At 46.9% G+C, this 22400-nt stretch carries 22 protein-coding genes and 1 pseudogene; 15 read left to right on the top strand and 8 right to left on the bottom strand.

Annotated features, from left to right (window positions below; all coding sequences use genetic code 11):
• Positions 1-143: 143 nt before the first annotated feature.
• Positions 144-1406: an NADP-dependent isocitrate dehydrogenase gene (gene icd, locus BST96_RS17730; protein ID WP_085759979.1), complete on the top strand. Its 1263-nt coding sequence runs from the start codon at positions 144-146 to the stop codon at positions 1404-1406.
• A 114-nt stretch (positions 1407-1520) separates the two neighbouring features.
• On the opposite strand, the gene cspD is transcribed toward icd, so the two are convergent.
• The gene (gene cspD / locus BST96_RS17725) at positions 1521-1793 is read right to left on the bottom strand and encodes a cold shock domain-containing protein CspD (protein ID WP_085759978.1); all 273 of its coding nucleotides are present in this window, start codon (positions 1791-1793) and stop codon (positions 1521-1523) included.
• A gap of 229 nt (positions 1794-2022) precedes the next feature.
• Here cspD and clpS point away from each other — a divergent pair, with 229 nt between their 5' ends.
• Both clpS and clpA read left to right on the top strand, forming a co-directional pair.
• Positions 2023-2397: an ATP-dependent Clp protease adapter ClpS gene (clpS, locus tag BST96_RS17720; RefSeq protein WP_085760586.1), complete on the top strand. Its 375-nt coding sequence runs from the start codon at positions 2023-2025 to the stop codon at positions 2395-2397.
• Between the two features lie 96 nt (positions 2398-2493).
• Positions 2494-4760, top strand: a pseudogene (gene clpA / locus BST96_RS17715) (ATP-dependent Clp protease ATP-binding subunit ClpA).
• 41 nt (positions 4761-4801) lie between these two features.
• On the opposite strand, the gene infA reads toward clpA, so the two are convergent.
• From infA to trxB, 4 genes are all read right to left on the bottom strand, one after another.
• Positions 4802-5020: a translation initiation factor IF-1 gene (gene infA, locus BST96_RS17710; protein ID WP_085759977.1), complete on the bottom strand. Its 219-nt coding sequence runs from the start codon at positions 5018-5020 to the stop codon at positions 4802-4804.
• Positions 5021-5113: 93 nt separating this feature from the next.
• Entirely contained in the window at positions 5114-5821 is a 708-nt protein-coding gene (locus BST96_RS17705) for an arginyltransferase (protein ID WP_085759976.1), read from the bottom strand.
• 12 nt (positions 5822-5833) lie between these two features.
• Positions 5834-6547, bottom strand: coding sequence for a leucyl/phenylalanyl-tRNA--protein transferase (gene aat / locus BST96_RS17700; protein WP_085759975.1), 714 nt, complete (start codon positions 6545-6547; stop codon positions 5834-5836).
• Between the two features lie 45 nt (positions 6548-6592).
• Positions 6593-7546 (bottom strand): thioredoxin-disulfide reductase, encoded by a 954-nt coding sequence (gene trxB / locus BST96_RS17695; protein ID WP_085759974.1) that lies wholly within the window; start codon positions 7544-7546, stop codon positions 6593-6595.
• A gap of 269 nt (positions 7547-7815) precedes the next feature.
• Here trxB and BST96_RS17690 point away from each other — a divergent pair, with 269 nt between their 5' ends.
• From BST96_RS17690 to BST96_RS17660, 7 genes are all read left to right on the top strand, one after another.
• A complete protein-coding gene (locus tag BST96_RS17690) occupies positions 7816-10119 on the top strand; it encodes a DNA translocase FtsK (protein WP_085760585.1) in 2304 nt (767 codons plus the stop codon).
• Positions 10120-10139: 20 nt separating this feature from the next.
• Positions 10140-10772: an outer membrane lipoprotein periplasmic chaperone LolA gene (gene lolA, locus BST96_RS17685; protein ID WP_240554837.1), complete on the top strand. Its 633-nt coding sequence runs from the start codon at positions 10140-10142 to the stop codon at positions 10770-10772.
• On the top strand, positions 10762-12084 hold the full coding sequence (locus BST96_RS17680) for a replication-associated recombination protein A (RefSeq protein WP_085759973.1): 1323 nt from the start codon (positions 10762-10764) through the stop codon (positions 12082-12084). The genes lolA and BST96_RS17680 overlap by 11 nt, the downstream gene beginning before the upstream one ends.
• Positions 12085-12106: 22 nt before the next feature.
• On the top strand, positions 12107-12496 hold the full coding sequence (gene crcB, locus BST96_RS17675) for a fluoride efflux transporter CrcB (protein WP_085759972.1): 390 nt from the start codon (positions 12107-12109) through the stop codon (positions 12494-12496).
• A gap of 42 nt (positions 12497-12538) precedes the next feature.
• Entirely contained in the window at positions 12539-13828 is a 1290-nt protein-coding gene (gene serS / locus BST96_RS17670; RefSeq protein WP_085759971.1) for a serine--tRNA ligase, read from the top strand.
• 14 nt (positions 13829-13842) lie between these two features.
• Complete coding sequence (cysG, locus tag BST96_RS17665; protein ID WP_085759970.1) at positions 13843-15225, top strand: siroheme synthase CysG; 1383 nt, start codon at positions 13843-13845, stop codon at positions 15223-15225.
• A 136-nt stretch (positions 15226-15361) separates the two neighbouring features.
• Positions 15362-15586 (top strand): hypothetical protein, encoded by a 225-nt coding sequence (locus BST96_RS17660; RefSeq protein WP_085759969.1) that lies wholly within the window; start codon positions 15362-15364, stop codon positions 15584-15586.
• Between the two features lie 14 nt (positions 15587-15600).
• Here BST96_RS17660 and BST96_RS17655 read toward each other — a convergent pair whose 3' ends face one another.
• Both BST96_RS17655 and BST96_RS17650 read right to left on the bottom strand, forming a co-directional pair.
• The gene (locus BST96_RS17655; protein ID WP_240554836.1) at positions 15601-17742 is read right to left on the bottom strand and encodes a carboxy terminal-processing peptidase; all 2142 of its coding nucleotides are present in this window, start codon (positions 17740-17742) and stop codon (positions 15601-15603) included.
• 232 nt (positions 17743-17974) lie between these two features.
• Complete coding sequence (locus BST96_RS17650; protein ID WP_085759968.1) at positions 17975-18220, bottom strand: RNA recognition motif domain-containing protein; 246 nt, start codon at positions 18218-18220, stop codon at positions 17975-17977.
• 92 nt (positions 18221-18312) lie between these two features.
• On the opposite strand from BST96_RS17650, the gene BST96_RS17645 reads away from it, so the two are divergent.
• The 5 genes from BST96_RS17645 to BST96_RS17625 all read left to right on the top strand — a co-directional run bounded on the left by BST96_RS17645 (position 18313) and on the right by BST96_RS17625 (position 20962).
• Positions 18313-18549: a VF530 family protein gene (locus BST96_RS17645; RefSeq protein WP_085759967.1), complete on the top strand. Its 237-nt coding sequence runs from the start codon at positions 18313-18315 to the stop codon at positions 18547-18549.
• Positions 18550-18625: 76 nt separating this feature from the next.
• Complete coding sequence (locus BST96_RS17640) at positions 18626-19933, top strand: DEAD/DEAH box helicase (RefSeq protein WP_085759966.1); 1308 nt, start codon at positions 18626-18628, stop codon at positions 19931-19933.
• Between the two features lie 6 nt (positions 19934-19939).
• Complete coding sequence (locus tag BST96_RS17635) at positions 19940-20326, top strand: YkgJ family cysteine cluster protein (RefSeq protein WP_085759965.1); 387 nt, start codon at positions 19940-19942, stop codon at positions 20324-20326.
• A gap of 23 nt (positions 20327-20349) precedes the next feature.
• Complete coding sequence (locus BST96_RS17630) at positions 20350-20514, top strand: DUF2986 domain-containing protein (protein ID WP_085759964.1); 165 nt, start codon at positions 20350-20352, stop codon at positions 20512-20514.
• The gene (locus BST96_RS17625) at positions 20504-20962 is read left to right on the top strand and encodes a YehS family protein (protein ID WP_085759963.1); all 459 of its coding nucleotides are present in this window, start codon (positions 20504-20506) and stop codon (positions 20960-20962) included. The genes BST96_RS17630 and BST96_RS17625 overlap by 11 nt, the downstream gene beginning before the upstream one ends.
• A gap of 36 nt (positions 20963-20998) precedes the next feature.
• Here BST96_RS17625 and BST96_RS17620 read toward each other — a convergent pair whose 3' ends face one another.
• Positions 20999-22222 (bottom strand): acyl-CoA dehydrogenase family protein, encoded by a 1224-nt coding sequence (locus tag BST96_RS17620; RefSeq protein WP_085759962.1) that lies wholly within the window; start codon positions 22220-22222, stop codon positions 20999-21001.
• Positions 22223-22400: the final 178 nt, after the last annotated feature.

Below are 22400 nucleotides of genomic sequence, written 5' to 3'. Positions count from 1 at the left end.
TAAAGGTACTTTGCGTAAAAAGTTGTATCCAAAACAAGGGCTGTCATCATGATGGCCCTTTTAGTTTTTATTGAATGATTGTATAAAGGTGGATAAATTTTTGAACTGCCTTTTACTTGCCTGATTGATCAAAGGAGATTCTGATGTCTTACCAATTTATCAAGGTGCCAGACCATGGCGAGAAAATTTCTATTAATAGTGATTTATCGCTAAACGTACCCGATCAGCCAATTATTCCCTTTATTGAGGGGGATGGTATCGGCGTGGACATAAGCCCAGTGATGATTAAAGTGGTGGATGCGGCTGTAGAAAAGTCCTATGACGGTCGGCGAAAAATCAGTTGGATGGAGATATTTACCGGCGAAAAAGCGGCCGAGATGTACGACGGTGATTGGTTTCCTGCAGAAACGCTAGATGCGATTAAAGAATATTCTGTGGGAATTAAAGGCCCGCTAACCACGCCGGTGGGTGGCGGTTTCCGATCCTTAAATGTGGCTCTGCGTCAGGAGTTGGATTTATATACCTGTTTACGCCCGGTGCGTTGGTTTGAAGGTGTGCCTTCGCCGGTCAAAGAGCCCGGTAAGACCAATATGGTTATTTTCCGTGAAAATTCCGAGGATATTTATGCCGGTATTGAGTGGAAGGCTGGTACCGCTCAGGCCAGCAAGATCATTCAATACCTTCAGGCTGAGATGGGTGTTAGCAAAATCCGTTTCCCTGATGACTGCGGTATTGGTATTAAGCCTGTCTCCAAAGAGGGTACCCAGCGACTCGTTCGTAAAGCGCTGCAATATACCATTGATCAGGATTTGCCTTCACTGACCCTGGTACACAAAGGCAATATTATGAAGTTTACCGAGGGGGCCTTTAAAGATTGGGGTTACCAGCTGGCCCAGGAAGAGTTTGGTGCTGAGCTATTAGACGGCGGTCCCTGGATGCGCTTAAACAACCCGGTAACCGGTAAAGAGATTATTATTAAAGATGTGATTGCCGATGCCATGTTGCAGCAAGTCTTGCTGCGTCCTGATGAATATAGTGTTATCGCCACTCTTAATCTTAACGGTGATTATCTGTCGGATGCCCTGGCGGCTCAGGTGGGCGGTATAGGTATTGCCCCCGGCGCTAACCTCAGTGATAACATTGCCTTATTTGAGGCGACCCATGGTACGGCCCCCAAATATGCTGGTCAGGATAAGGTAAACCCAGGCTCACTAATTCTCTCAGCAGAAATGATGCTGCGACACCTGGGCTGGAATGAAGCGGCTGACCTGATTATTGAGGGTATGAACGGTGCTATTCAGGCGAAGACGGTAACTTATGACTTTGAACGCCTGATGGAAGGGGCCAGATTATTGAAATGTTCGGAATTTGGGGATGCAATTATCGATAAGATGCCCTCAGCATAGCTGCTGATAGCGGCAAAATGATCACCAGCTTGTGTATTTCACTGCCGCAGTCCATTAAATCGATAAAACCGGCCTAATGTGCTGTGGAAATAGACAGAGCTGGCTGAGCTTGGATTAATCAGCCGTTAACTGATTTTCTGTTGCAGCATCGGTAACTTCAGTAGATTCACCATCGCTAGAAGCATCGGTAGCATGTATATTGGTCGCATGAAGGCCTTTGGGGCCGTTCACGGTCTCATAAGATACAGCTTGACCAGCTTTTAAGGTTTTATATCCACCCATATCAATAGAAGAGTAATGAGCAAAGATATCTGCACCACCACCTTCAGGAAGGATAAAACCAAAGCCTTTAGCGTTGTTGAACCACTTCACTATTCCAGTTTGCATAGCAGAGGTCCTTTTATTATTGCCCGTACGTGGGCGTATTTACATATCACTACGTTGTTTAACAGCTTGTTATTACAATTTGTTAGGCAACGCCCCCTTGATAGTTCTAATAGAACGTGACTTTTTTAACATTTTTTAACCAATAGTCAAGCGTTCTGGCTGAAATATAGCCAATAGAGTTAAAATAAGGGTGATTTATTTGGCAATTGTTGTGCTTAAAGGTAGGAATATGGGTAAACACGAAAATCTTCAACTAACATTAAACATGGGCGAAGGTGATGATCTTCCCCCTGACTATGATCGGGAAGGGGATGTGGCCCTGGCTGAAGCAAAGCCAGAGCTGAAGCCACCTTCTATGTATCAAGTGATACTGCTTAATGACGATTACACCCCAATGGAGTTTGTCGTCGAGATATTAGAAATGTTCTTTAATATGGGCCGAGAGAAGGCCACTCAGGTGATGTTAGCCGTACATACACAAGGTAAAGGTGTTTGTGGCATCTATACCAAGGACATAGCTGAAACTAAAGCGGCCCAAGTGAATCAATATGCAAGGGATAGTGAACATCCCTTGCTGGCTGAAATAGAAGTATCTGAGGGCTAGAGAGCCCGTAAACTGTGGCGCCTGGAGCCAACAGTCGTAGATTGAGGTTATCCGTGGCATGGACCGTCACTACGACCCAGAGATTGGAGTATAGGTATGTTAAGTAAGGATCTTGAGCAGACGTTAAATCAGGCCTTTAAAGGCGCTCGAACCAAACGGCATGAATTTATGACCGTTGAGCACCTGTTATTAGCGCTGGTCGATAATGCGGTCGCGGCCAATGTTATGGTTGCCTGTGGTGCCGATTTGACCCAGTTGCGGACTGATTTGGTCGATTTTGTGGATTCTACAACCCCATTAATCCCGGAGCGTGAGGTAGAGCGTGAAACTCAGCCTACATTGGGGTTTCAGCGGGTGTTACAGCGAGCTGTTTTCCATGTGCAGTCCTCCGGAAAGAAAGAAGTGACGGGTGCCAATGTGCTGGTGGCTATTTTTAGCGAACAAGAAAGCCAGGCTGTATATTTCCTTAAGCAACAGACTGTTGCCCGTCTTGATGTTGTCAATTACCTGACCCATGGCATCTCTAAAGTTGCCGGTGAGTCGGACCATGGTCTCGATCATAACCAATCTCCAACCGATGATGAGCAAGCCGCTGGCGAAAGCGAAAAAAGTCCGCTGGAGAATTTTGCAACCAATCTAAACGAAGAAGCTCGGCTTGGCAGAATTGATCCATTAGTGGGGCGCTCTGGTGAAGTGGAACGGGTTTCACAAATCCTGTCCCGCCGCAGAAAAAACAACCCTTTATTGGTGGGTGAATCTGGTGTCGGTAAAACCGCAATTGCTGAAGGTTTGGCTAAATTAATTGTTGATGGTGATGTACCTGAAATTTTAAAAGAAAGCGTTGTCTACTCCTTAGATATGGGTTCGCTACTGGCGGGCACCAAATACCGCGGTGATTTTGAAAAGCGTTTTAAGGGCTTGCTTGCGGATTTGAAAAAGCGCGAACACTCCATTTTGTTTATCGATGAAATTCATACCATAATCGGTGCCGGTGCAGCGTCCGGTGGTGTGATGGATGCTTCTAACTTATTAAAGCCGCTATTAAGTAGTGGCCAAATGCGTTGTATTGGTTCAACGACCTTTCAGGAATATCGCGGAATTTTTGATAAGGATAGAGCGCTTAGTCGTCGCTTCCAGAAAGTTGACGTGCTTGAGCCCTCTGTGGATGAAACCTATCGTATTTTAAAAGGTTTAAAAAGCCGCTTTGAAGAGCATCATGATATTCGTTACAACGATAAGGCACTGCAAGCTGCCGCTGAATTATCGGATCGTTATATCAATGACCGTTTTATGCCGGACAAAGCGATTGATGTGATTGACGAGGCGGGTGCTTTCCAGCGTTTGCAAACGGTTAGTAAGCGTAAGAAGGTGATCGGTGTTCCCGATATTGAAGCTATTGTTGCCAAGATTGCGCGCATTCCACCAAAGTCTGTTTCTTCTGACGATAAAGAATCATTGATGAAGCTGGAAGAGAATTTAAAAATGGTGGTATTTGGCCAGGACAACGCCATTACTACTTTATCAACCGCTATCAAAATGGCCCGCGCTGGATTGAAGTCGCTGGAAAAGCCGATTGGTTCTTTCCTGTTGGCCGGTCCAACTGGTGTTGGTAAAACAGAAGTCAGCAATCAGCTGTCAAAAATTCTGGGCCTTGAATTAATTCGCTTTGATATGTCTGAGTATATGGAGCGGCATACCGTGTCTCGCTTAATTGGTGCGCCTCCAGGTTATGTGGGTTATGACCAGGGCGGTTTGCTAACCGAGGCAGTTACCAAACATCCTCACTCCGTCGTATTGCTGGATGAAATCGAAAAAGCCCATCCAGAAGTATTTAATTTGCTATTGCAGATTATGGATCACGGTACCCTAACGGATAATAATGGTCGTAAAGCCGATTTTCGCAATGTGATCTTTATTATGACCACCAATGCCGGTGCGGAAAGTGTCAGTCGACGCTCAATGGGCTTTACCGAGCAGGACAATACCACCGATGCTATGGAGGCGATTAACCGCCTGTTTACGCCGGAATTCCGCAACCGCCTTGATGCGATTGTTCAGTTTGAGCCATTGCCAGAAGAAGTGGTACTGACCGTCGTTGATAAATTCCTGATCGAACTGCAGGGTCAATTGGATGATAAGCGCGTAACGCTGGACGTCGATGATGAAGCGAGATTATGGCTGGTTAGAAAAGGCTATGATAAGAATATGGGGCCAGACCAATGGCGCGTATTATTCAAGAGCACATCAAAAAACCGCTGGCTGAAAAAGTCTTATTCGGCGACTTGTCGCAAGAGGGTGGGCTGGTATCAATTCGCGTGGAAGATGGAGAGTTGGTAGTGGTTGAAGAAGAAGCGCTGGCATAGCGGCGCTTCTTTAAGCTCTATTCAGAAGTGCTCAATAGAGTTTATCTTGCGCGGTAAGTAATACGACCTTTGCTTAAATCGTAGGGGGTTAATTCAACGCGAACTTTATCGCCAGTCAAAATACGGATATAGTTTTTACGCATTTTGCCTGAAATATGAGCAATCACTTCGTGGCCGTTTTCCAGTCTTACTTTAAACGTAGTGTTGGGAAGGGTGTCAATCACTTCGCCTTCCATTTCTAGCTGTTCTTCTTTTGCCATTCGGCGTATTCCTCAAATATTTAACAGATACTTCACCCACTGGTGAAAAACTGCGCGCATTGTGCCTGAAAATGCTTCAGGAAGCAAAGTGCATTAGCCCAATGTTAGCCAGCGATTATTAAGGAATAGCTGTAGTGGCCTATAGTCAGTTTTATAGCTCATCTTACGGCATTGCTTAATCCAATAACCCAAGTAAACATACTCAAGCTCTAGTTGTTTGGCCTGTTCAATCTGCCATAAAACGCCAAAAACCCCCAAGCTACGTTTCTCCATATCCGGGTCAAAAAAGGTGTAAATCGCGGATAAGCCATTATCCATTTTATCGGTAACCGCCACCGCGATTAACTGTTGCTCAAGCATAAAGCCGTAATACTGGGTGATGCCCATATCATCGGTTAAAAAACTTATATATTGGTCATAGCTGGGAGGGTACATATCACCGTCCTGGTGACGGGCATTAATATAGCGCTCATAGAGCTGATAGCAGTCCTGCCGACCAATGTCCTTAATCTCAACAACCTCAAGGTCTGTATTGCGTTTAATGATTCTGCGCTGCCTACGGCTGGGGTTAAAGGTGCTTACGGGCACTCTGGCGGGTACACAGGCTTTACAGCTACCGCAGTGCGGGCGGTAAATATGGGGGCCACTGCGTCTAAAGCCGATTTCAGCCAATTGGCTATAGGTGGTGGAATCAATCGTTGTTTCCGGGTCAATAAATAGCGTCGTCGCCTGCTCGTCATCAAGATAACTGCAGGGGTGAGGGTGGGTGGCAAAGACCCTGAGTTCTGAGAGTGCTGTCATACTGCGGCCTGCTTAGATCGCAAAAAGCGAATTCCAGTCTGCCGACCAATTGTGGTGGTCGGTATTGTCTATATTATCTGAAAGTAGCTGGCTAAACAGCCCGCGATCGATTTCTTCTGCCCCAAGACGGGTTAAATGGGGGTTTGAGACTTGGCAGTCAATCAGGGCAAAGTGCCAGTTATCCAGCTGTTTCGCCAGATGGGCAAAGGCCACTTTGGATGCGTCAGTTCTAAGGCTAAACATCGACTCCCCATAAAAAATTTTGCCAATCGCTATACCGTAAAGCCCACCTATCAATTCGCCTTCAAACCAGACTTCAATAGAATGGGCTATGCCTTGCTCGAATAGCTGGCAATAAGCCTCCAGCATATCATCAGTAATCCAGGTGCCATCCTGGCCCTGGCGGGGGATATTGGCGCAGTGTTGCATTACCTGGCTAAATTGCTGGTCACAGCTCACGCTGTATTGCTGGCGTCGCAGGCGTTTTTTTAAGCTTTTAGACAGATAAATATTGGCAGGGAAAAGCACCGCTCTGGGGCTGGGGGACCACCAAAGTATTGGCTGGGACTCTTCAAACCAGGGGAAAATACCCAGCCGATAGGCTGCAATTAATCGCTCAGGGCTTAAATCACCGCCAACAGCCAATAGTCCATTGGGGTCTTCCAGCGCCTGGTCTGGGGTTGGGAATTCAACGGAGGCTGGGTCAAGCCAGCTAACGGTAGACATGGGCCTATTGGACGCCGGGTTGGAACCCGGCGTCAAGTCATCGCCTTAGGCTAAATCATCCATATACTTTTCAGCATCCAGTGCGGCCATACAGCCAGCGCCTGCCGAAGTTACCGCCTGACGGTAGATATGGTCAGCTACATCACCGGCTGCAAAGACACCCTCCACACTGGTTTGTGTGGCTTTGCCTTCAAGGCCGCTATTGATTTTGATATAGCCGTCTTTCATGGTCAGCTGGCCTTCAAAGATATCGGTATTAGGCTTGTGGCCGATAGCGATAAATACACCAGCCACATCAATTGATTGCTTGCTGCCATCAGTGGTGCTGGCCAGATTAAGGCCGCTTACGCCCATGTCATCGCCAGTAATCTCTTCCAGCGTATGGTTCCAGATAATATTTACATTGCCGTTTTTCTCTTTCTCTAGCAACTTGTCGCGGAGAATCTTCTCGGAGCGCAGGCTATCACGTCGGTGAACCAGAGTAACCTCAGAGGCCAGATTAGAGAGATAAAGGGCTTCTTCAACAGCGGTATTACCGCCACCAATAACGGCGACTTTCTTGCCGCGATAAAAGAAACCGTCACAGGTGGCACAGGCACTAACACCCTTACCCATAAACTCTTCTTCAGAGGGGAGACCTAAATACTGCGCTGAAGCACCGGTGGCGATAATTAAGGAGTCGCAGCTATAAGTGGCGCTATTACCCTTAAGGATAAAAGGGCGCTGATTCAGGTCGGTCTCTTCGATATGATCAAACAAAATCTGCGTATCAAAACGCTCAGCATGCTGCTGCATTCTCACCATCAAGTCGGGCCCTTGTAGGCCTTCAACATCACCGGGCCAGTTATCCACCTCAGTGGTAGTGGTCAGCTGACCACCTTGTTGCATCCCGGTGATAACCACAGGATTTAAGTTGGCGCGGGCAGCATAAACGGCCGCGGTATAACCGGCAGGGCCCGAGCCGAGGATAATTAGCGGGTGGTGTTGTAAATCGCTCATAAAATACCTTCTTTAAAACTGAGTATTAATCTAATGGATGACAGATGTGTCGTCGCTAAAAGTGTCGGCTATAATAGTGGAATTAACCGAAGCAATACATCTGTTATTGCAGCAAATCGCTGATTTAGATGGTAATATTGTGGCGTTTTCAATAATTAAAAGACCCGCCGGTGATTATTATTTACTGATAAGGGTCCTAATTGATCAAGGGGATAGTGACGGTCTTGAATAAACAGGCCTCTGTAGATAAAACAAATAGCCATCCGGTGGTGGAAAAGTTTGTGCCTCGCTTACGGGAAGGGGCCTTAATTGGCTTTGTTGCCGTGTTCCTCTACTTGATGATGGCCTTGCTGAGTTACGATGCCGCAGACCCTGGCTGGTCTCGAACCGGTAGCGGCGCAGCCGTTGCCAATGCAGGTGGTCCCACAGGCGCCTGGCTGGCGGATATCTTTCTTTCCCTGTTTGGCTATATGGCCTATTTATTCCCACTTATGATTGGCTACCGCGCCTGGATACTGTTCCGCGAGCGCTACCAGCCTCAGCCTTTTGATTGGGCTTCATTTGCCGTCCGTGTTATTGGACTTTCTCTGGTAATGATCGCGACTACGTCTCTGGCAATGATAGGCGATACCGGTGCATCCGGTATGCCCTTTGGTGCCGGTGGAGCGCTGGGCCAGTCCGTGGGTTCTTCCAGTATTGGTGCCTTTAGCTTGCTGGGCGGTCGTTTGATTTTATTAGCACTGCTGCTATTTGGTATGACGATTTTTACCGACCTGTCCTGGTTAAAATTAATGGATGCCACGGGCGCTCGAACCATACAATTGTTTGCCTTATTGCGCGGCGGCCTGATTAAGCGCTGGCAACAGCAGAAAGAAAAACGTGCCCAACAAAAAGTGCAGCAGGAGCGCAAGGTGGTTATCGCCAAGCAGGTTGAGAAAGAGAAAACCCGCAAGGCACCCAAAATTCAGCTTATGCCGAAAAAGCCGGAAAAGAGCGAGCGGGCTGAGCGAGAGAAACAGCGGCCGTTATTTAATGCCCCGGTGGTGGGTTCCTTACCCCCTCTGGATTTACTGGACCCAGCGGACGACTCTCATAAGAAAGGTTTTTCCCCTGATGCCTTAGAAGCCTTATCCAGATTGCTGGAACATAAACTAAAAGACTTTGGTGTAGTGGCAGAGGTCACCGAAGTGTTGCCCGGCCCTGTAGTGACCCGGTTTGAAATCCAGCCAGGCACCGGTGTTAAAGTCAGTAAAATCACGAACCTGGCAAAAGATATTGCCCGTTCATTAGCGGTAATTAGTGTGCGTGTCGTGGAAGTCATTCCCGGCAAGTCTGTAGTGGGTATTGAAATTCCCAACGAAGATCGAGCCGTGGTTAATTACCGTGATGTACTGTCATCACAGGTGTATGAAAACTCCAAGTCGCCTTTAAGCATAGCGCTCGGCCATGATATTTCTGGTGAGCCCATCGTTGCTGATCTGGGAAAAATGCCACACCTATTGGTGGCGGGTACCACGGGTTCTGGTAAGTCGGTGGGTGTTAATGCGATGTTGTTAAGCTTTTTATATAAGTCGACACCTGCTGAAGTGCGCTTGATTTTGGTTGACCCCAAAATGCTGGAGCTATCGGTTTACGATGGTATTCCTCATCTGTTAACGCCGGTTATCACTGATATGAAAGACGCGGCCAATGGTTTGCGTTGGTGTGTGGCTGAAATGGAGCGGCGCTATAAACTTATGGCCGCCCTGGGTGTCAGAAACCTTGCTGGCTTTAATCGCAAAGTGGAAGATGCAGCCGGTAGTGATAATCCAATAGTTGACCCGCTGTGGGTGCCAGAAGAAGTATTTGATCCAGAAGCTGACCCACAGGTTGCACCACCGCTTGAAACTCTGCCATCGATTGTTGTGGTTATTGATGAATTTGCCGATATGATGATGGTGGTCGGTAAAAAAGTGGAAGAGTTAATTGCCCGGATTGCGCAAAAAGCCCGTGCTGCTGGTATCCATTTAATACTGGCAACACAGCGCCCATCGGTCGATGTTATTACCGGTTTGATTAAGGCCAATGTGCCATCGCGTATTGCCTTTCAGGTATCGTCACGGGTAGATTCAAGAACCATACTCGACCAGGGTGGTGCTGAACAATTATTAGGGCATGGTGATATGTTATATCTACCCCCCGGTACCAGCTTACCTGTGCGTGTTCACGGTGCGTTTGTGTCTGATGATGAAGTGCACCGTGTAGTGGCTGACTGGAAGCGACGGGGTGAGCCTGCTTATATTGAAGGCTTATTGGATGAAGGTGCTAATGGTCCTGCTATTCCCGGTTTTACCGCAGAAGGCGGTAGTGGTGGTGGCGATGGTGATGATGAGAGCGATGCGTTATACGATGAGGCGGTTCACTATGTCACTCAATCCCGTCGTGCTTCTATTTCATCCGTACAGCGTAAACTCCGTATCGGCTATAACCGTGCAGCGCGATTAATTGAAGCCATGGAAGCGGCAGGTGTTGTGACTGAAATGGGTCATAACGGTAGCCGCGAAGTGTTGGCTCCGCCGCCACCGTCAGAATAAACTTTTAGAGACTCGTTATTTTGTATTTATCCCTACGTTATTTTTTATTGCTGCTATTGAGTGGATTTTCCCTGACTGCGCTTAGTGAAACAGCGGTGCAACAATTAAGCGCCCAGCTACAAGCTATGAATAGTTTAAGCGCCCAGTTTAAACAAACCATTACCGATAATACCGGGACCGTATTACAAGAAGCCTCTGGGACCTTAACAGTAAAGCGTCCCCGGCGTTTTTATTGGCGCACGGAACAACCCTATGAGCATTTAGTGGTGACCGACGGTAAAGAGCTATGGCTTTATGATATCGATCTTGAGCAAATTACCCAGCAAGCCTTTACTGCGGATTTAGATAAAGCACCGGCCTTATTGTTAAGTGGTGAAGTGGATGAAATTAGCAAGCAATATCAGGTCAACGTCACTCGTGCCGCTGACAATAGCTTAAGCTTTAGCCTAACGCCTAATCAGCCCGACAGCTTATTTAAACAACTGGTTATCAGCTTTAACAACAAGCAACTGCAAAGCATGCAATTAAAAGATAGCTTTGAGCAGCTGACGACGATTGAGTTTTCCCAGCTTCAATTAAATATCACCGTTGCAGATAGCTTGTTTAAATTTGCGCCGCCAGACGGTATCGATATTATTCGCGATGAACCGTAACTTGTTTGAAGAACAAGCGGTTTACCAACCCCTTGCGGCCAAAATGCGGCCGCGTAAGCTCGATGACTATATCGGTCAGCAGCATATTTTGGGGCAGGGCAAGCCCTTGCGTGAAGCCCTGGAAAATAGCCAGTTGCACTCCATGGTGTTATGGGGCCCACCCGGAGTGGGTAAAACCTCACTAGCCAAACTGGTGTCTGAAATCTGTGACGCTCACTTTATTACACTCTCCGCGGTGCTTGCGGGTGTTAAAGATATTCGGGCGGCCGTGGAAGAGGCCAAGCACCATCAAGCCGGTGGCAAACAGACCCTGTTATTTATAGATGAAGTGCATCGCTTTAATAAAGCGCAGCAGGATGCGTTTCTGCCCTTTGTCGAAGATGGCACGGTGATCTTTATTGGTGCAACCACTGAAAACCCGTCCTTTGAGTTAAATAATGCCCTGCTTTCACGGACCCGTGTCTACAAACTGCGCTCTCTGGATGAAGACGATATTGCCCATATCATCATAAACGCCAGTAAAGCAGATCCGTCACTGCCTGTTAAATTGGAGCAGGAGCAGTTGGACCAGCTCTCTATGGCTGCCGACGGAGATGCGCGACGGGCATTAAATCTATTGGAGCTCTCGCTGGAATTAGCACCAGAGCAAGACGGGGTAAAGCATATCGATGCCGCCACCGTGGCAGAGGTGCTTGATGGTTTTGTGCGCCGTTTTGATAAAGGCGGTGACCTGTTTTATGAGCAAATTTCTGCCCTGCATAAATCCGTTAGAGGTAGTTCACCGGATGGTGCCTTATACTGGTTTTGCCGTATGCTGGATGGTGGCTGTGATGCACTGTATATTGCCCGCAGGGTGGTGCGCATGGCCAGTGAAGATATCGGCAATGCTGACCCCAGAGCACTTGAGATAGCGCTGAATGCCTGGAATGTGCAGGAGCGGCTCGGTAGCCCGGAGGGTGAGCTGGCCATTGCTCAGGCGGTGATCTATATGGCCAGTGCCCCCAAGAGCAATGCGGTCTATAAGGCCTTTAACCAGGCTATGGCCGAGGTTCGTGAGCAGCCCAGCTATGATGTACCGGTGCATTTACGCAATGCACCGACTACCATGATGAAAGATTTGGGTTATGGCGGCGAGTATCGTTATGCCCACGATGAGCCTGAAGCCTATGCGGCGGGAGAAAATTACTTCCCGGAAGCACTGAAAGATACCGAGTATTACCAGCCGGTTGATCGGGGCCTGGAGCGCAAAATCGCTGAAAAGATGAATTATCTGCGTGAGTTGGATAAAAATAGTAAAATACGCCGCTATTAACAAAAACGTGTAATTAAACACTATGACGCATCTACTAATGATTGCCGCTGGCGGAGCTGCTGGTGCGCTATGTCGCTACGGTCTGGTTAACTGGATCAACGGCTTTGCCCATAGCAAAACCCAATGGGGCTCGTTCCCACTGGGTACACTGAGTGTTAATGTGATTGGCTCTTTTGCTATTGGTATTATGTATGTACTGATTGCCGAGCGAATGGCCTTGCATGCGGATTGGCGCAATGTCGCTATTATTGGTTTTCTCGGTGCGTTTACGACGTTTTCTACATTCTCGCTGGAGACAATTACATTGTTGGAAAATGGTCAGTTTGGCCATGCGCTGATTTATATTGTGAGCAGTTTAATGATTTGTATTATTGCCGCCTGGCTGGCTATTTACCTCACGCGGTTACTGTAAGAAATTATTCTATTTAAAATAGTTATTTAAGGTTTAAGTAAGATGTTAGATATAAAGTTTATTCGTCAAAATGCCGAACTAGTGGCTGAAAAACTCAAAAAGAAAAAATTTGATTTTGATGTGGCAGCTTTTAAAGCGCTGGATGAGCAGCGCAAGCAGGCCGACGCAGAGAGCCAAAGTTTATTGGCGGAGCGCAAGCAGGCCTCCAAAAAGATTGGCGAACTGGTTAAGCAGGGAATTCCTGTTGATGAAGCCAAGCAAACGGTGAATGAAACCCTGGCAAAAATAGAAGAGCAGCTTAATGCCTTAAAACAAAAAGCCTCACAAGCTGCTGCTGCGCTGGAAGCGTTGATGATGAGCATCCCCAATATTCCCGACGATGAAGTCCCGGAGGGCAACGATGAAGAGGCCAATGTTGAAGTACTGACCTGGGGTGAGCCACGCCAATTTGATTTTGAAGTGAAAGACCATGTCGATGTGGGTGAGGCTGTAGGTGGCCTTGATTTCGATTTGGCCAGTAAAATTACCGGCTCTCGCTTTGCTGTTATGCAGGGCAGTATGGCAAGACTGCACCGCGCCTTAACCCAGTTTATGCTCGATACCCATATCAACGAGCATGGCTACAGTGAAGTCTATGTCCCCTTTATGGTAAATGCCGATTCGCTACGCGGCACCGGTCAATTACCAAAATTTGAAGAAGACCTGTTTAAAATCGAAGGCGAACAAAACTACTATTTGATTCCTACTGCTGAAGTTCCTGTCACTAATATTGCCAGAGATACAATCTTTGAAGAAAAAGAGCTGGGGGATGGTCTGCGCTTTGTCTGTCATACTCCTTGCTTTAGAAGTGAAGCGGGCAGCTATGGCCGAGATACCCGCGGCATGATTCGTCAGCACCAGTTTGAAAAAGTGGAATTGGTTAAAATGGTTAAGCCAGAGCAGGCGACTGCCGAACTAGAATCATTAACCGAAAATGCAGAAGCCATTTTGCAAAAGCTAAATCTTCCTTATCGCAAAGTTATTCTCTGTGGCGGTGATTTAGGTTTTTCTGCGCAACGCACTTATGATCTTGAGGTTTGGTTGCCCGGCCAGCAGAAATACCGCGAAATTTCCTCCTGTTCAAACTTTGGCGACTATCAGGCTCGGCGCATGCTGGCTCGCTGGCGCAACCCGGCAACGGGTAAGCCTGAATTATTAAATACCATTAATGGCTCTGGCCTTGCCGTAGGCCGTACTCTGGTTGCAGTATTGGAAAATTATCAAACCGCAGACGGTGGCGTAGGCATTCCTGAGGTCCTGCGTCCCTATATGGGCGGTGCTGCTCAACTATAACGGCAGACCGTATTATGGATTTTTTACCACTATATTTTCAACTACAAGAAAAACCCTGTGTCATTATTGGCGGTGGCGCTGTGGCACTACGCAAAGCGACGCTACTGCATAAGTCCGGCGCTATTATTTATATAGTCGCCCACGAGGTCTTGCCGGAGTTACAACAATTGGCAGAATCATCCGGTGGCCGTGTTCGTATTGGTGATTATTCGGCTGCCGATATTGAAGGCCGGTTTTTAATTATTGCCGCTACCGATGATGCTACTCTAAATCAACAGGTCTCTGAGGATGCTCATCAGCGTCAGGTGCCGGTCAATGTTGTTGATAGTCCAGAGTTATGCAGTGTTATTCTCCCGGCAATCATTGATCGCTCTCCCTTGGTTATTGCCGTTTCCAGTGGCGGCAAGTCGCCAGTGCTGGCAAGAATGCTACGCTCCAAAATCGAAAGTCTGATTCCCGCGGCTTATGGTCGGCTAGCCAATCTGGTTGGCGGTTTTCGCGACAAGGTTAAACTGAGTTATACAACCGTTGATGAGCGCAAAAATTTTTGGGAAGACGTGCTGGATGGGCCCATTGCAGAAATGGTCTTTGCCGGTAAAGAGTCTACTGCGAAAGAAATGTTAGCCCAGCGGCTCGATGAAGAGCCGGTTGAAATGATCAAGGGTGAAGTGTATTTGGTGGGCTCTGGTCCCGGTGATCCAGACCTGTTGACTTTTAAAGCGCTGCGGCTGATGCAAAAAGCTGATGTGGTGCTTTATGACCGCTTGGTTGCGGACCAAATTATGGAACTAACCCGCCGTGACGCGGAAAAAATTTACGTCGGCAAACAGCGCTCTGATCATGCTGTGCCCCAGGATGATATTAACCAAATGCTGGTGACACTGGCCAAGCAGGGCAAGCGTGTGCTGCGCTTAAAAGGCGGTGATCCTTTTATCTTTGGTCGCGGGGGAGAAGAAATCGAAGAGCTCGCCTCACACAATATTCCTTTTCAAGTCGTGCCCGGTATTACAGCGGCGTCTGGTTGCTCAACCTATAGCGGCATTCCCTTAACCCACCGTGACTATGCGCAGTCGGTACGCTTTATTACCGGCCATTTAAAGGATGGTACCGCCAATTTACCTTGGGATGAGCTGGTACATACAAAACAAACCTTAGTGTTTTATATGGGCTTGGTGGGGTTGCCAATAATTTGTCAAAAGCTGATTGAGCATGGCCGCGATACACAAACTCCTATTGCTTTGATACAGCAAGGTACTACCGAACAGCAGCGCGTACTGGTAAGTAATCTGCAAGATATGCCCGAAAAGGCGGTAAAAGAGCAGGTTAGGGCGCCAACGTTGTTGATTGTCGGCGAAGTTGTCAATCTAAGAGAAAAGTTGGCATGGTTTGAGCATTAATTAACCAGAGTGTATTAGCTACACCCTCAATACCGATGGATAGTTAGTGGAAAGTGACTTATTACCGCGGATAACGCGGCTCCAGGTCTAAAGTTTTTTATGCCTCCGTCGATATTTTGGATATAGGAGGCTATTAATGGTTAATTTTCCAACAACATATACCGCGCCCAGTGCTACGGCACCCAGAAAAGCGAGCAGTCAGCGCAGAATTGTTCCTTCCAGCGCGGCGGACAAGCGTGAAACCCGTGATATTGATCGTCGTTTAAATCGAGATCGTCGTGGTCGGCGTGGCAGCAAACAAGTTATGGACCGTAGAAGCGGCCCAGAAAGACGCCGCTCTACGATTAGTTTTAGTGTCTAGAAAAGGCTAATGCTTTAGGGATTGGTTGCTACTTTCTTTACGCCATAAACCGGCAGAGCATCCATTAGAATATGTCCAGCCTCTGTCAGCAGAGGATCGATTTCATCTTCATCCTCTTCTTCTTTATCGGCTTTGTCACTCTCTTCATCAGCAGCTTTCTCCACGTCCTGATCTTCTTCATCCAGTGAAGCTAGCGGCTCAAGCCCTTTAGCGGTTCTGCGTTGATTTTCGATAAGCAGTGCCTTGGCCTTATCTTCTTCTTGTTCAGCCAGGCGTGTTTTTTCATTCAGGCTAATACTGCTAATGGACCTGGATTCTTCCAGTAACGCTAACTGCGCATTAAGGAAGATAAAGTCAGGGTCAGTCTTTAGGCGTTCTTCATGCTTGGCCTTTAGCTCGGGCATAATCGCTGGCAAATTAAAGTAACGGCGGTGGCGGATAGGGTCTATACGGTCCCAGGCCAAAGCGTTATCCAGTGAGCTTTCACCGACTTTCTCTTTATCATAAATAGCAGGAAATTCGATATCGGGAATAACACCTCGGTGCTGGGTGCTTTCACCGGAAATACGGTAAAACTTGGATTCCGTAATCTTTAATTGGCCCTGTTTAAGCGGGGTTAAAGATTGCACAGTTCCTTTACCGAAGGATTGAGTGCCAACAACAATACCACGCTGGTAATCCTGAATGGCCCCCGCAAAAATTTCGGAGGCCGAGGCGCTTAGTCGATTAATTAATACCACTAGCGGGCCTTGATAGTAGCGGCTGCTAGAGCGCTTGCCGTCACGATAAACCTGTTTATTAGAATGTCTGATCTGGACTGTGGGGCCTTGCTCAATAAACAGGCCGGTTAGTTGATTGGCTTCCTGTAATGAGCCACCACCATTTTCCCGCAGGTCGATAATGATGCCGTCGACGCCTTCTTCAATCAGCTCGGATAGCAGTTTACTAACATCACGGGTGGTACTTTTATATTTGGGGTCGCCTTTGCGCATGGCTTCAAAGTCAATATAAAAGGCTGGAATATCGATAATGCCGATCTTGGAGAGCTTATCGTTATGATAAATATCTAAGACTTTTTTCTGGGCGCTTTGTTCTTCCAGCTTAACCGTATCTCTAACGATTTCGATCATGGCATGTTCGTCATCGGTCTTGGCACTAACCGGTATAACCTCAAGGCGCACTGTGCTGCCTTTTTTGCCGCGGATCAATTTAACCACCTCATCTAATCGCAGGCCAATCACATCCTCAATTTCACCATCACCCTGGGCCACACCGACAATACGGTCCGAAGGTTGTAATTGCCCTTGCTTATCGGCGGGGCCGGCATGGACCAGACGAACCACTTTGGTAAATTCATCTTCCGTTTGCAGTACCGCGCCAATACCCTCAAGCGATAGGCTCATATTTATATTGAAGTTTTCGGACGTCGTAGGAGATAAATAATTTGTATGCGGGTCATACAGTGCCGCCATCGAGTTCATATAAATTTGAAAGGCATCTTCAGAGGTGGATTGCTGTACCCGGTTTAACTGGTTTTGGTAGCGCTTTTGTAATAGTGGGGCAATCTCTGACTCTTCTTTTTTGGCTGCGCGTAAGCTGATAACGCGGCTTTTAATAATTTTGCGCCATAGTTCGTCAGCTTCTGCTTGATTGGCAGGCCAGGGCATCTCTTTGCGGTCAATCTCAAGGGATTCATCCCGCTCGTAATTCATTGCGCCAACCATGGCAGGTAGATTGTCGATAGTGACAGTCAGGCGCTCAATCAAACGCTGCTGATAGCGGTTAAAGATAGTATAGCCGGGGCTCAGATCACCTTTGTTCATAGTGTCATCAATGCTATAGCGATACTGCTCAAACTCTTCCAGGTCAGCTTTTAAAAACAGACTCTTATTACCATCCAGTCGGCGCAGATAGTTGTCATAGATACGTGATGACATATTGTCATTGAGGGTTTGGGTAATATAGTGGCGTTTACCCAGTTTATTGATGATATCCAGGGCTGTTTTGGACTGCTCTTTGCTATAGGAGATGTCGGAGATCTTGGTGGCATCGCCTGCTGAAGGCTCTACCTTGGCATTAACTGCCGAAGTCAGCAGTAGGGTGGTCAGTAAGGTGGTCAGTACAGCTAGAAAACGAACAGGGTGCATAGCGGTCATAAATTATTATCTCAACAGGCTTTAGCTAAAGAGCTAAAATACAGTATTAAGTTCAATGAAACAGCGATATCCAGGTCAATAAGCGCCTCACTATAAGACAACTTGGGGTGTGATGAATAGTAAGGATCGGGTTTAGCGAGTAATTTCTTATTATCTCTGGCTGGAATTGCTCAAAAAACCTATATGCCGATGACTACAAATCACATTAAATGGTACATGTAACTGTTTGATATTATTCTTTATTCTCTGCCTTTTTAACCCGGATAACACTCCCTTCAAGGTCCATGGCGTTTAAGCGTTTAATCGCGGCTTTTGCCTCACCGGGGTTGGGCATCTCCACAAAGCCAAAGCCTTTTGAGCCGCCGGTTTTTTGGTCCATCACTAAACTACAGGACTGTACAGCTCCGTAGGCTTGAAACAATTCAAGGATGGTGGCTTCAGTGGTGCTGCGACTTAAATTACGGATTAATACTTTCATGGGTTTGCCGTGATGGTTTAAAGTGGGCGGGCATTGAATAGCGCCATCTTAACAGCATGCGAAGCAGCGTCACAGTAAAGGTTTAGTCATTTATGAGTAAAGAGCAGCCCAACAACCCCCTTCATGGTCTTACGCTTGAAGCCATTTTGACCCACTTGGTAGAGCATTATGGCTGGGATGGATTGGGTAGCAAAATTGATATTCGCTGTTTTAATAATGACCCTTCGATTAAATCCAGCCTGAAATTTCTCAGAAAAACCCCTTGGGCCAGGGAGAAGGTAGAGCAGTTATATCTGGATACCCAAAATAGTGTCTGGCTAAAAGGTTAATAATAATCCGTCAGCCAGCGTCAACTCTGTTAAAATACTGCCAAAATCGCCGCTATAACCCGACTGGACATTTGAATTGTCATTACTTACCGACTTACCACTGCATAAACAGCTATTTAAAGCACTGGATAAGCTGGGCTTTACGGAAGCCACCAAGGTGCAGGCAGCAGCTATTCCCGCAGCTATCTCTGGTAAGGATTTATTAGTATCGGCACAAACCGGTAGTGGTAAAACCGCCGCCTTTCTACTGCCCATACTGCACCGCTTACTCGAGCAGGACCGGCCTAATAGCGGTACCCGGGCATTGATTCTGTTGCCCACCCGCGAACTGGCCCTGCAAACCAAAAAGCATTTTGAGCAATTGGCAGCCTTTACCTATTTAAAGTGTGGCTTGATTATAGGCGGTGAAGCCTATAAACATCAGGTAGCTACACTACGGAAAAACCCTGAGGTGTTAATTGCTACCCCTGGCCGTCTGGTTGACCATATAGAAAAGGGCAACCCTGATTTTAGAGATCTTGAAGTACTGGTACTGGATGAAGCGGACCGTATGCTGGACATGGGGTTTGCCATTGATATGCATACCATTTCAGAATACAGCAACCCCGAGCGCCAGAACCTGTTATTTTCAGCGACGCTGGACTCAAAAGGTATGGATAGAGTGATAGCCACTTTTTCCGATCCGCTATCCATAGAAATAGACTCTCACCGCCAGCAGCATAGCCATATTATCCAGCAGATGGTATTGGCCGATGATATCAAGCATAAAGAGAAATTAGTTGACGCGATTATTAGTGAAGAAGCGGCTAAAAAAGTCTTTATCTTCTGCAATAAGCGGGTGCAGTGTGAGCAACTAAGTCACTATCTTAAATATAAAAAGCGCAAAGTGAATTTTCTGCATGGCGATATCGCCCAGAATGACCGCAAGCAGATTATGAACAGCTTTCGACAGGGCGGCTTAGAAATACTGGTCGCTACGGATTTAGCAGCCCGTGGTCTGGATATTAATAATGTGGATTTAGTCATTAATTTTGCCGTTGCCCATTCCGGTGATGATCATGTGCATCGAGTGGGTCGCACGGGCAGGGCAGGGAATGACGGTAAGGCGATCAGCTTGGTTAACGCCGACGAATGGAATCAAATGTCCAGTATTGAGCGCTATTTAAAGATTCGTTTTGAGCGCCGGGTTATTAAAGATTTAAAGGCCAAATATACCGGCCCCAAAAAGCTTAAGAAATCCGGTAAATCTGCCGGATCAAAAAAGAAAAAATTAGATAGCAAAAAACCTAAAGCCAATCAGCCTAAAACCCATAAAAAGACCAGCGGCGCCAAAAAAGTAAAGCGAGTAACCGGCGATGGCTTTGATGTTATTCGTAAAAAGTAGCGCCCTGTGAAAGCCTGCAATCAATGTGGTAAATGCTGTATAAATTATAGCGATGGCGGTTTGACCGCCTCCAGTGACGATATAGCGGGCTGGGAAGTATTTAACCCCGAGATTGCCCGTTATGTTCAGGCCGGCCAGCTGTGGTTTTCTCCTGAAACCGGACAACAACTTAAGCGCTGTCCCTGGCTGGTGCAATTAGATGATATGCCCCGTTATGGCTGTTCCATTTATGAAGATAGGCCAGAAGACTGCCGCCATTATCCGGTAACGATAGATGATATGATCAAGGACGATTGTGAAATGATAGAAGTCAAAGACCTCAAACATCGTCAGCAAGCGCAACGGAAACTGGATCAATTAATGAGGGATAGTCGGCCCCCTTTGGGTGGCTAGATACTATTGAGGTAATAGCGCCAATGAACCGAAAGAAAAGGATTAACAAAATCCTGACCCAGAAAGCCAAAAAGGCCAATACAAAAAACAATCCCAAAAACAAAGCTCGCTATATCTCCAAGGCCGAGCGTGCAGCATTGGAACAACAGCAGAAGCAGCAAGAAGAGAGCCAGCCAAATGACCAATAACGATATACTCAGGCGACTACGCTACACCTTTGATTTGGCCGATACTAAAATTGTCGCCATCTTTAAACTGGTAGAAGCAGAGGTGGATGCCGCTGACATTACTGCATGGCTAAAGAAAGATGACGACCCATGGTTTAAAAGTTGTTCTGATCAAAAGATGGCAACCTTTCTTAATGGCTTTATCGTTTTTCGTCGGGGCAAAAAAGATGGGCCCTTACCTGTCGCTGAAAAACAACTTGATAATAATATTGTGTTAAGAAAGCTCAAAATTGCGATGGACTTTAAAAGTGATGATATTCAAACGGTATTGCAGTCAGCCGGTTTAAGTATCAGTGATCATGAGCTGAGTGCCTTATTTCGGAAAAAAGGCCACAAGCATTACCGGGAATGCAAAGATCAAATTTTACGTAATTTCCTTGAAGGTCTGAGGCTTAAATACCGTCCATAAAAAAAGCCGGATTGTTTCCAATCCGGCTTCGTTGTTTTATTCGCCTGCGTAGCGATCAATAATTTGCTTACCCAGCGCCATTTGGTGCACCTGATCAGGGCCGTCAGCCTGTCGACACCAGCGGGCATAGTTAAAGGCTTCAGCCATTGGGTAATCTTCGGTTAAGCCACCGGCACCATGCATTTGCATACAGCGGTCGATAATATTCTGTACCATGAGTGGTACTGAAGTTTTAGAAGCGGCAATCATATCTTTGGAAGCCTGAGCGCCATTTTGATCCATCAGGCTACAGGTTTTTAGTACCAATAAGCGCGCCATTTCAATTTCGGAAAAACTCTTGGAAATATCTTCCCGTACTGACTGATGCTTGCTTAATGGACGACCAAAGGTCACTCGATTATTGGCGCGCTTACAGGCAAATTCCAGGGAGCGTTGTGCGCTGCCAATTAAACGCATGCAGTGGTGCATACGGCCTGGCCCTAAACGACCCTGGGCAATTTCAAAGCCGCGGCCTTCGCCCAATAACACATTGGCTACAGGGACGCGTACATTATCAAACACAATTTCAGCATGACCAATAGGTGCATCGTCATAGCCCAGAGTAGTAAGAGGGCGGATAATAGAAATACCGGCGGTATCTTTAGGCACTAGCACCTGAGTTTGTTGCTTATGACGGTTTTCATTCTCAGGGTCGGATTTACCCATCACAATAAAAATCTTGGTCAGTTCATACATGGCGCCGGTAATAAACCATTTGCGACCATTTAATACCCATTCATCACCTTCCTGTTTAATGCTAAGTTCGATATTAGTGGCATCACTGGAAGCTACCTGTGGCTCGGTCATCGCGTAGGAAGATTTGATCTCACCTTTTAATAGAGGGGTTAGCCACTGTTCCTGCTGCTCAGGGGTGGCGTACTTCATAAATACTTCCATATTACCGGTATCAGGGGCATTACAGTTAAACACTTCCGGGCTCCAGACAACGCGGCCCATAATTTCAGCCAGAGGGGCATAGTCAAAGTTACTTAAGCCGCCATGGTCACAGTACTGGGCGTATTTCTCAGGCACAAATAAGTTCCACAGGCCAGCTGCTTTGGCCTTTTGCTTTAACTCATCCATAATCGGTAGTGGCGCAAAGCGGTTTTCTGCCGCATGTAGCTGCTCGGCGTAAGCGATTTCATTGGGATAGATATGCTCATCCATAAAGGCAGTCAGCTTGGCCTGCAGCGCTTGGGACTTCTCACTAAATTGATACATGGTTAACTCCAGTTAAAACGGTTCTCACATAGAAGGCGGCGATTATAAGCTGATGTATGGTATCAGCCAAATTAATTATATTGATGGCTAGTAATAGATTTGAATAATATCGCGATCAGGCTGTTTTATAGACGATTGGAACCGTGTTATTAGCTGGCTTTTGCATTGCTTAGTCCCC

This window comes from Oceanicoccus sagamiensis (assembly GCF_002117105.1).
Lineage (GTDB): Bacteria > Pseudomonadota > Gammaproteobacteria > Pseudomonadales > Dasaniaceae > Oceanicoccus > Oceanicoccus sagamiensis.
Note: the sequence above shows the minus strand (reverse complement) of the source record. Positions and strands in the feature narration are given on the sequence as shown.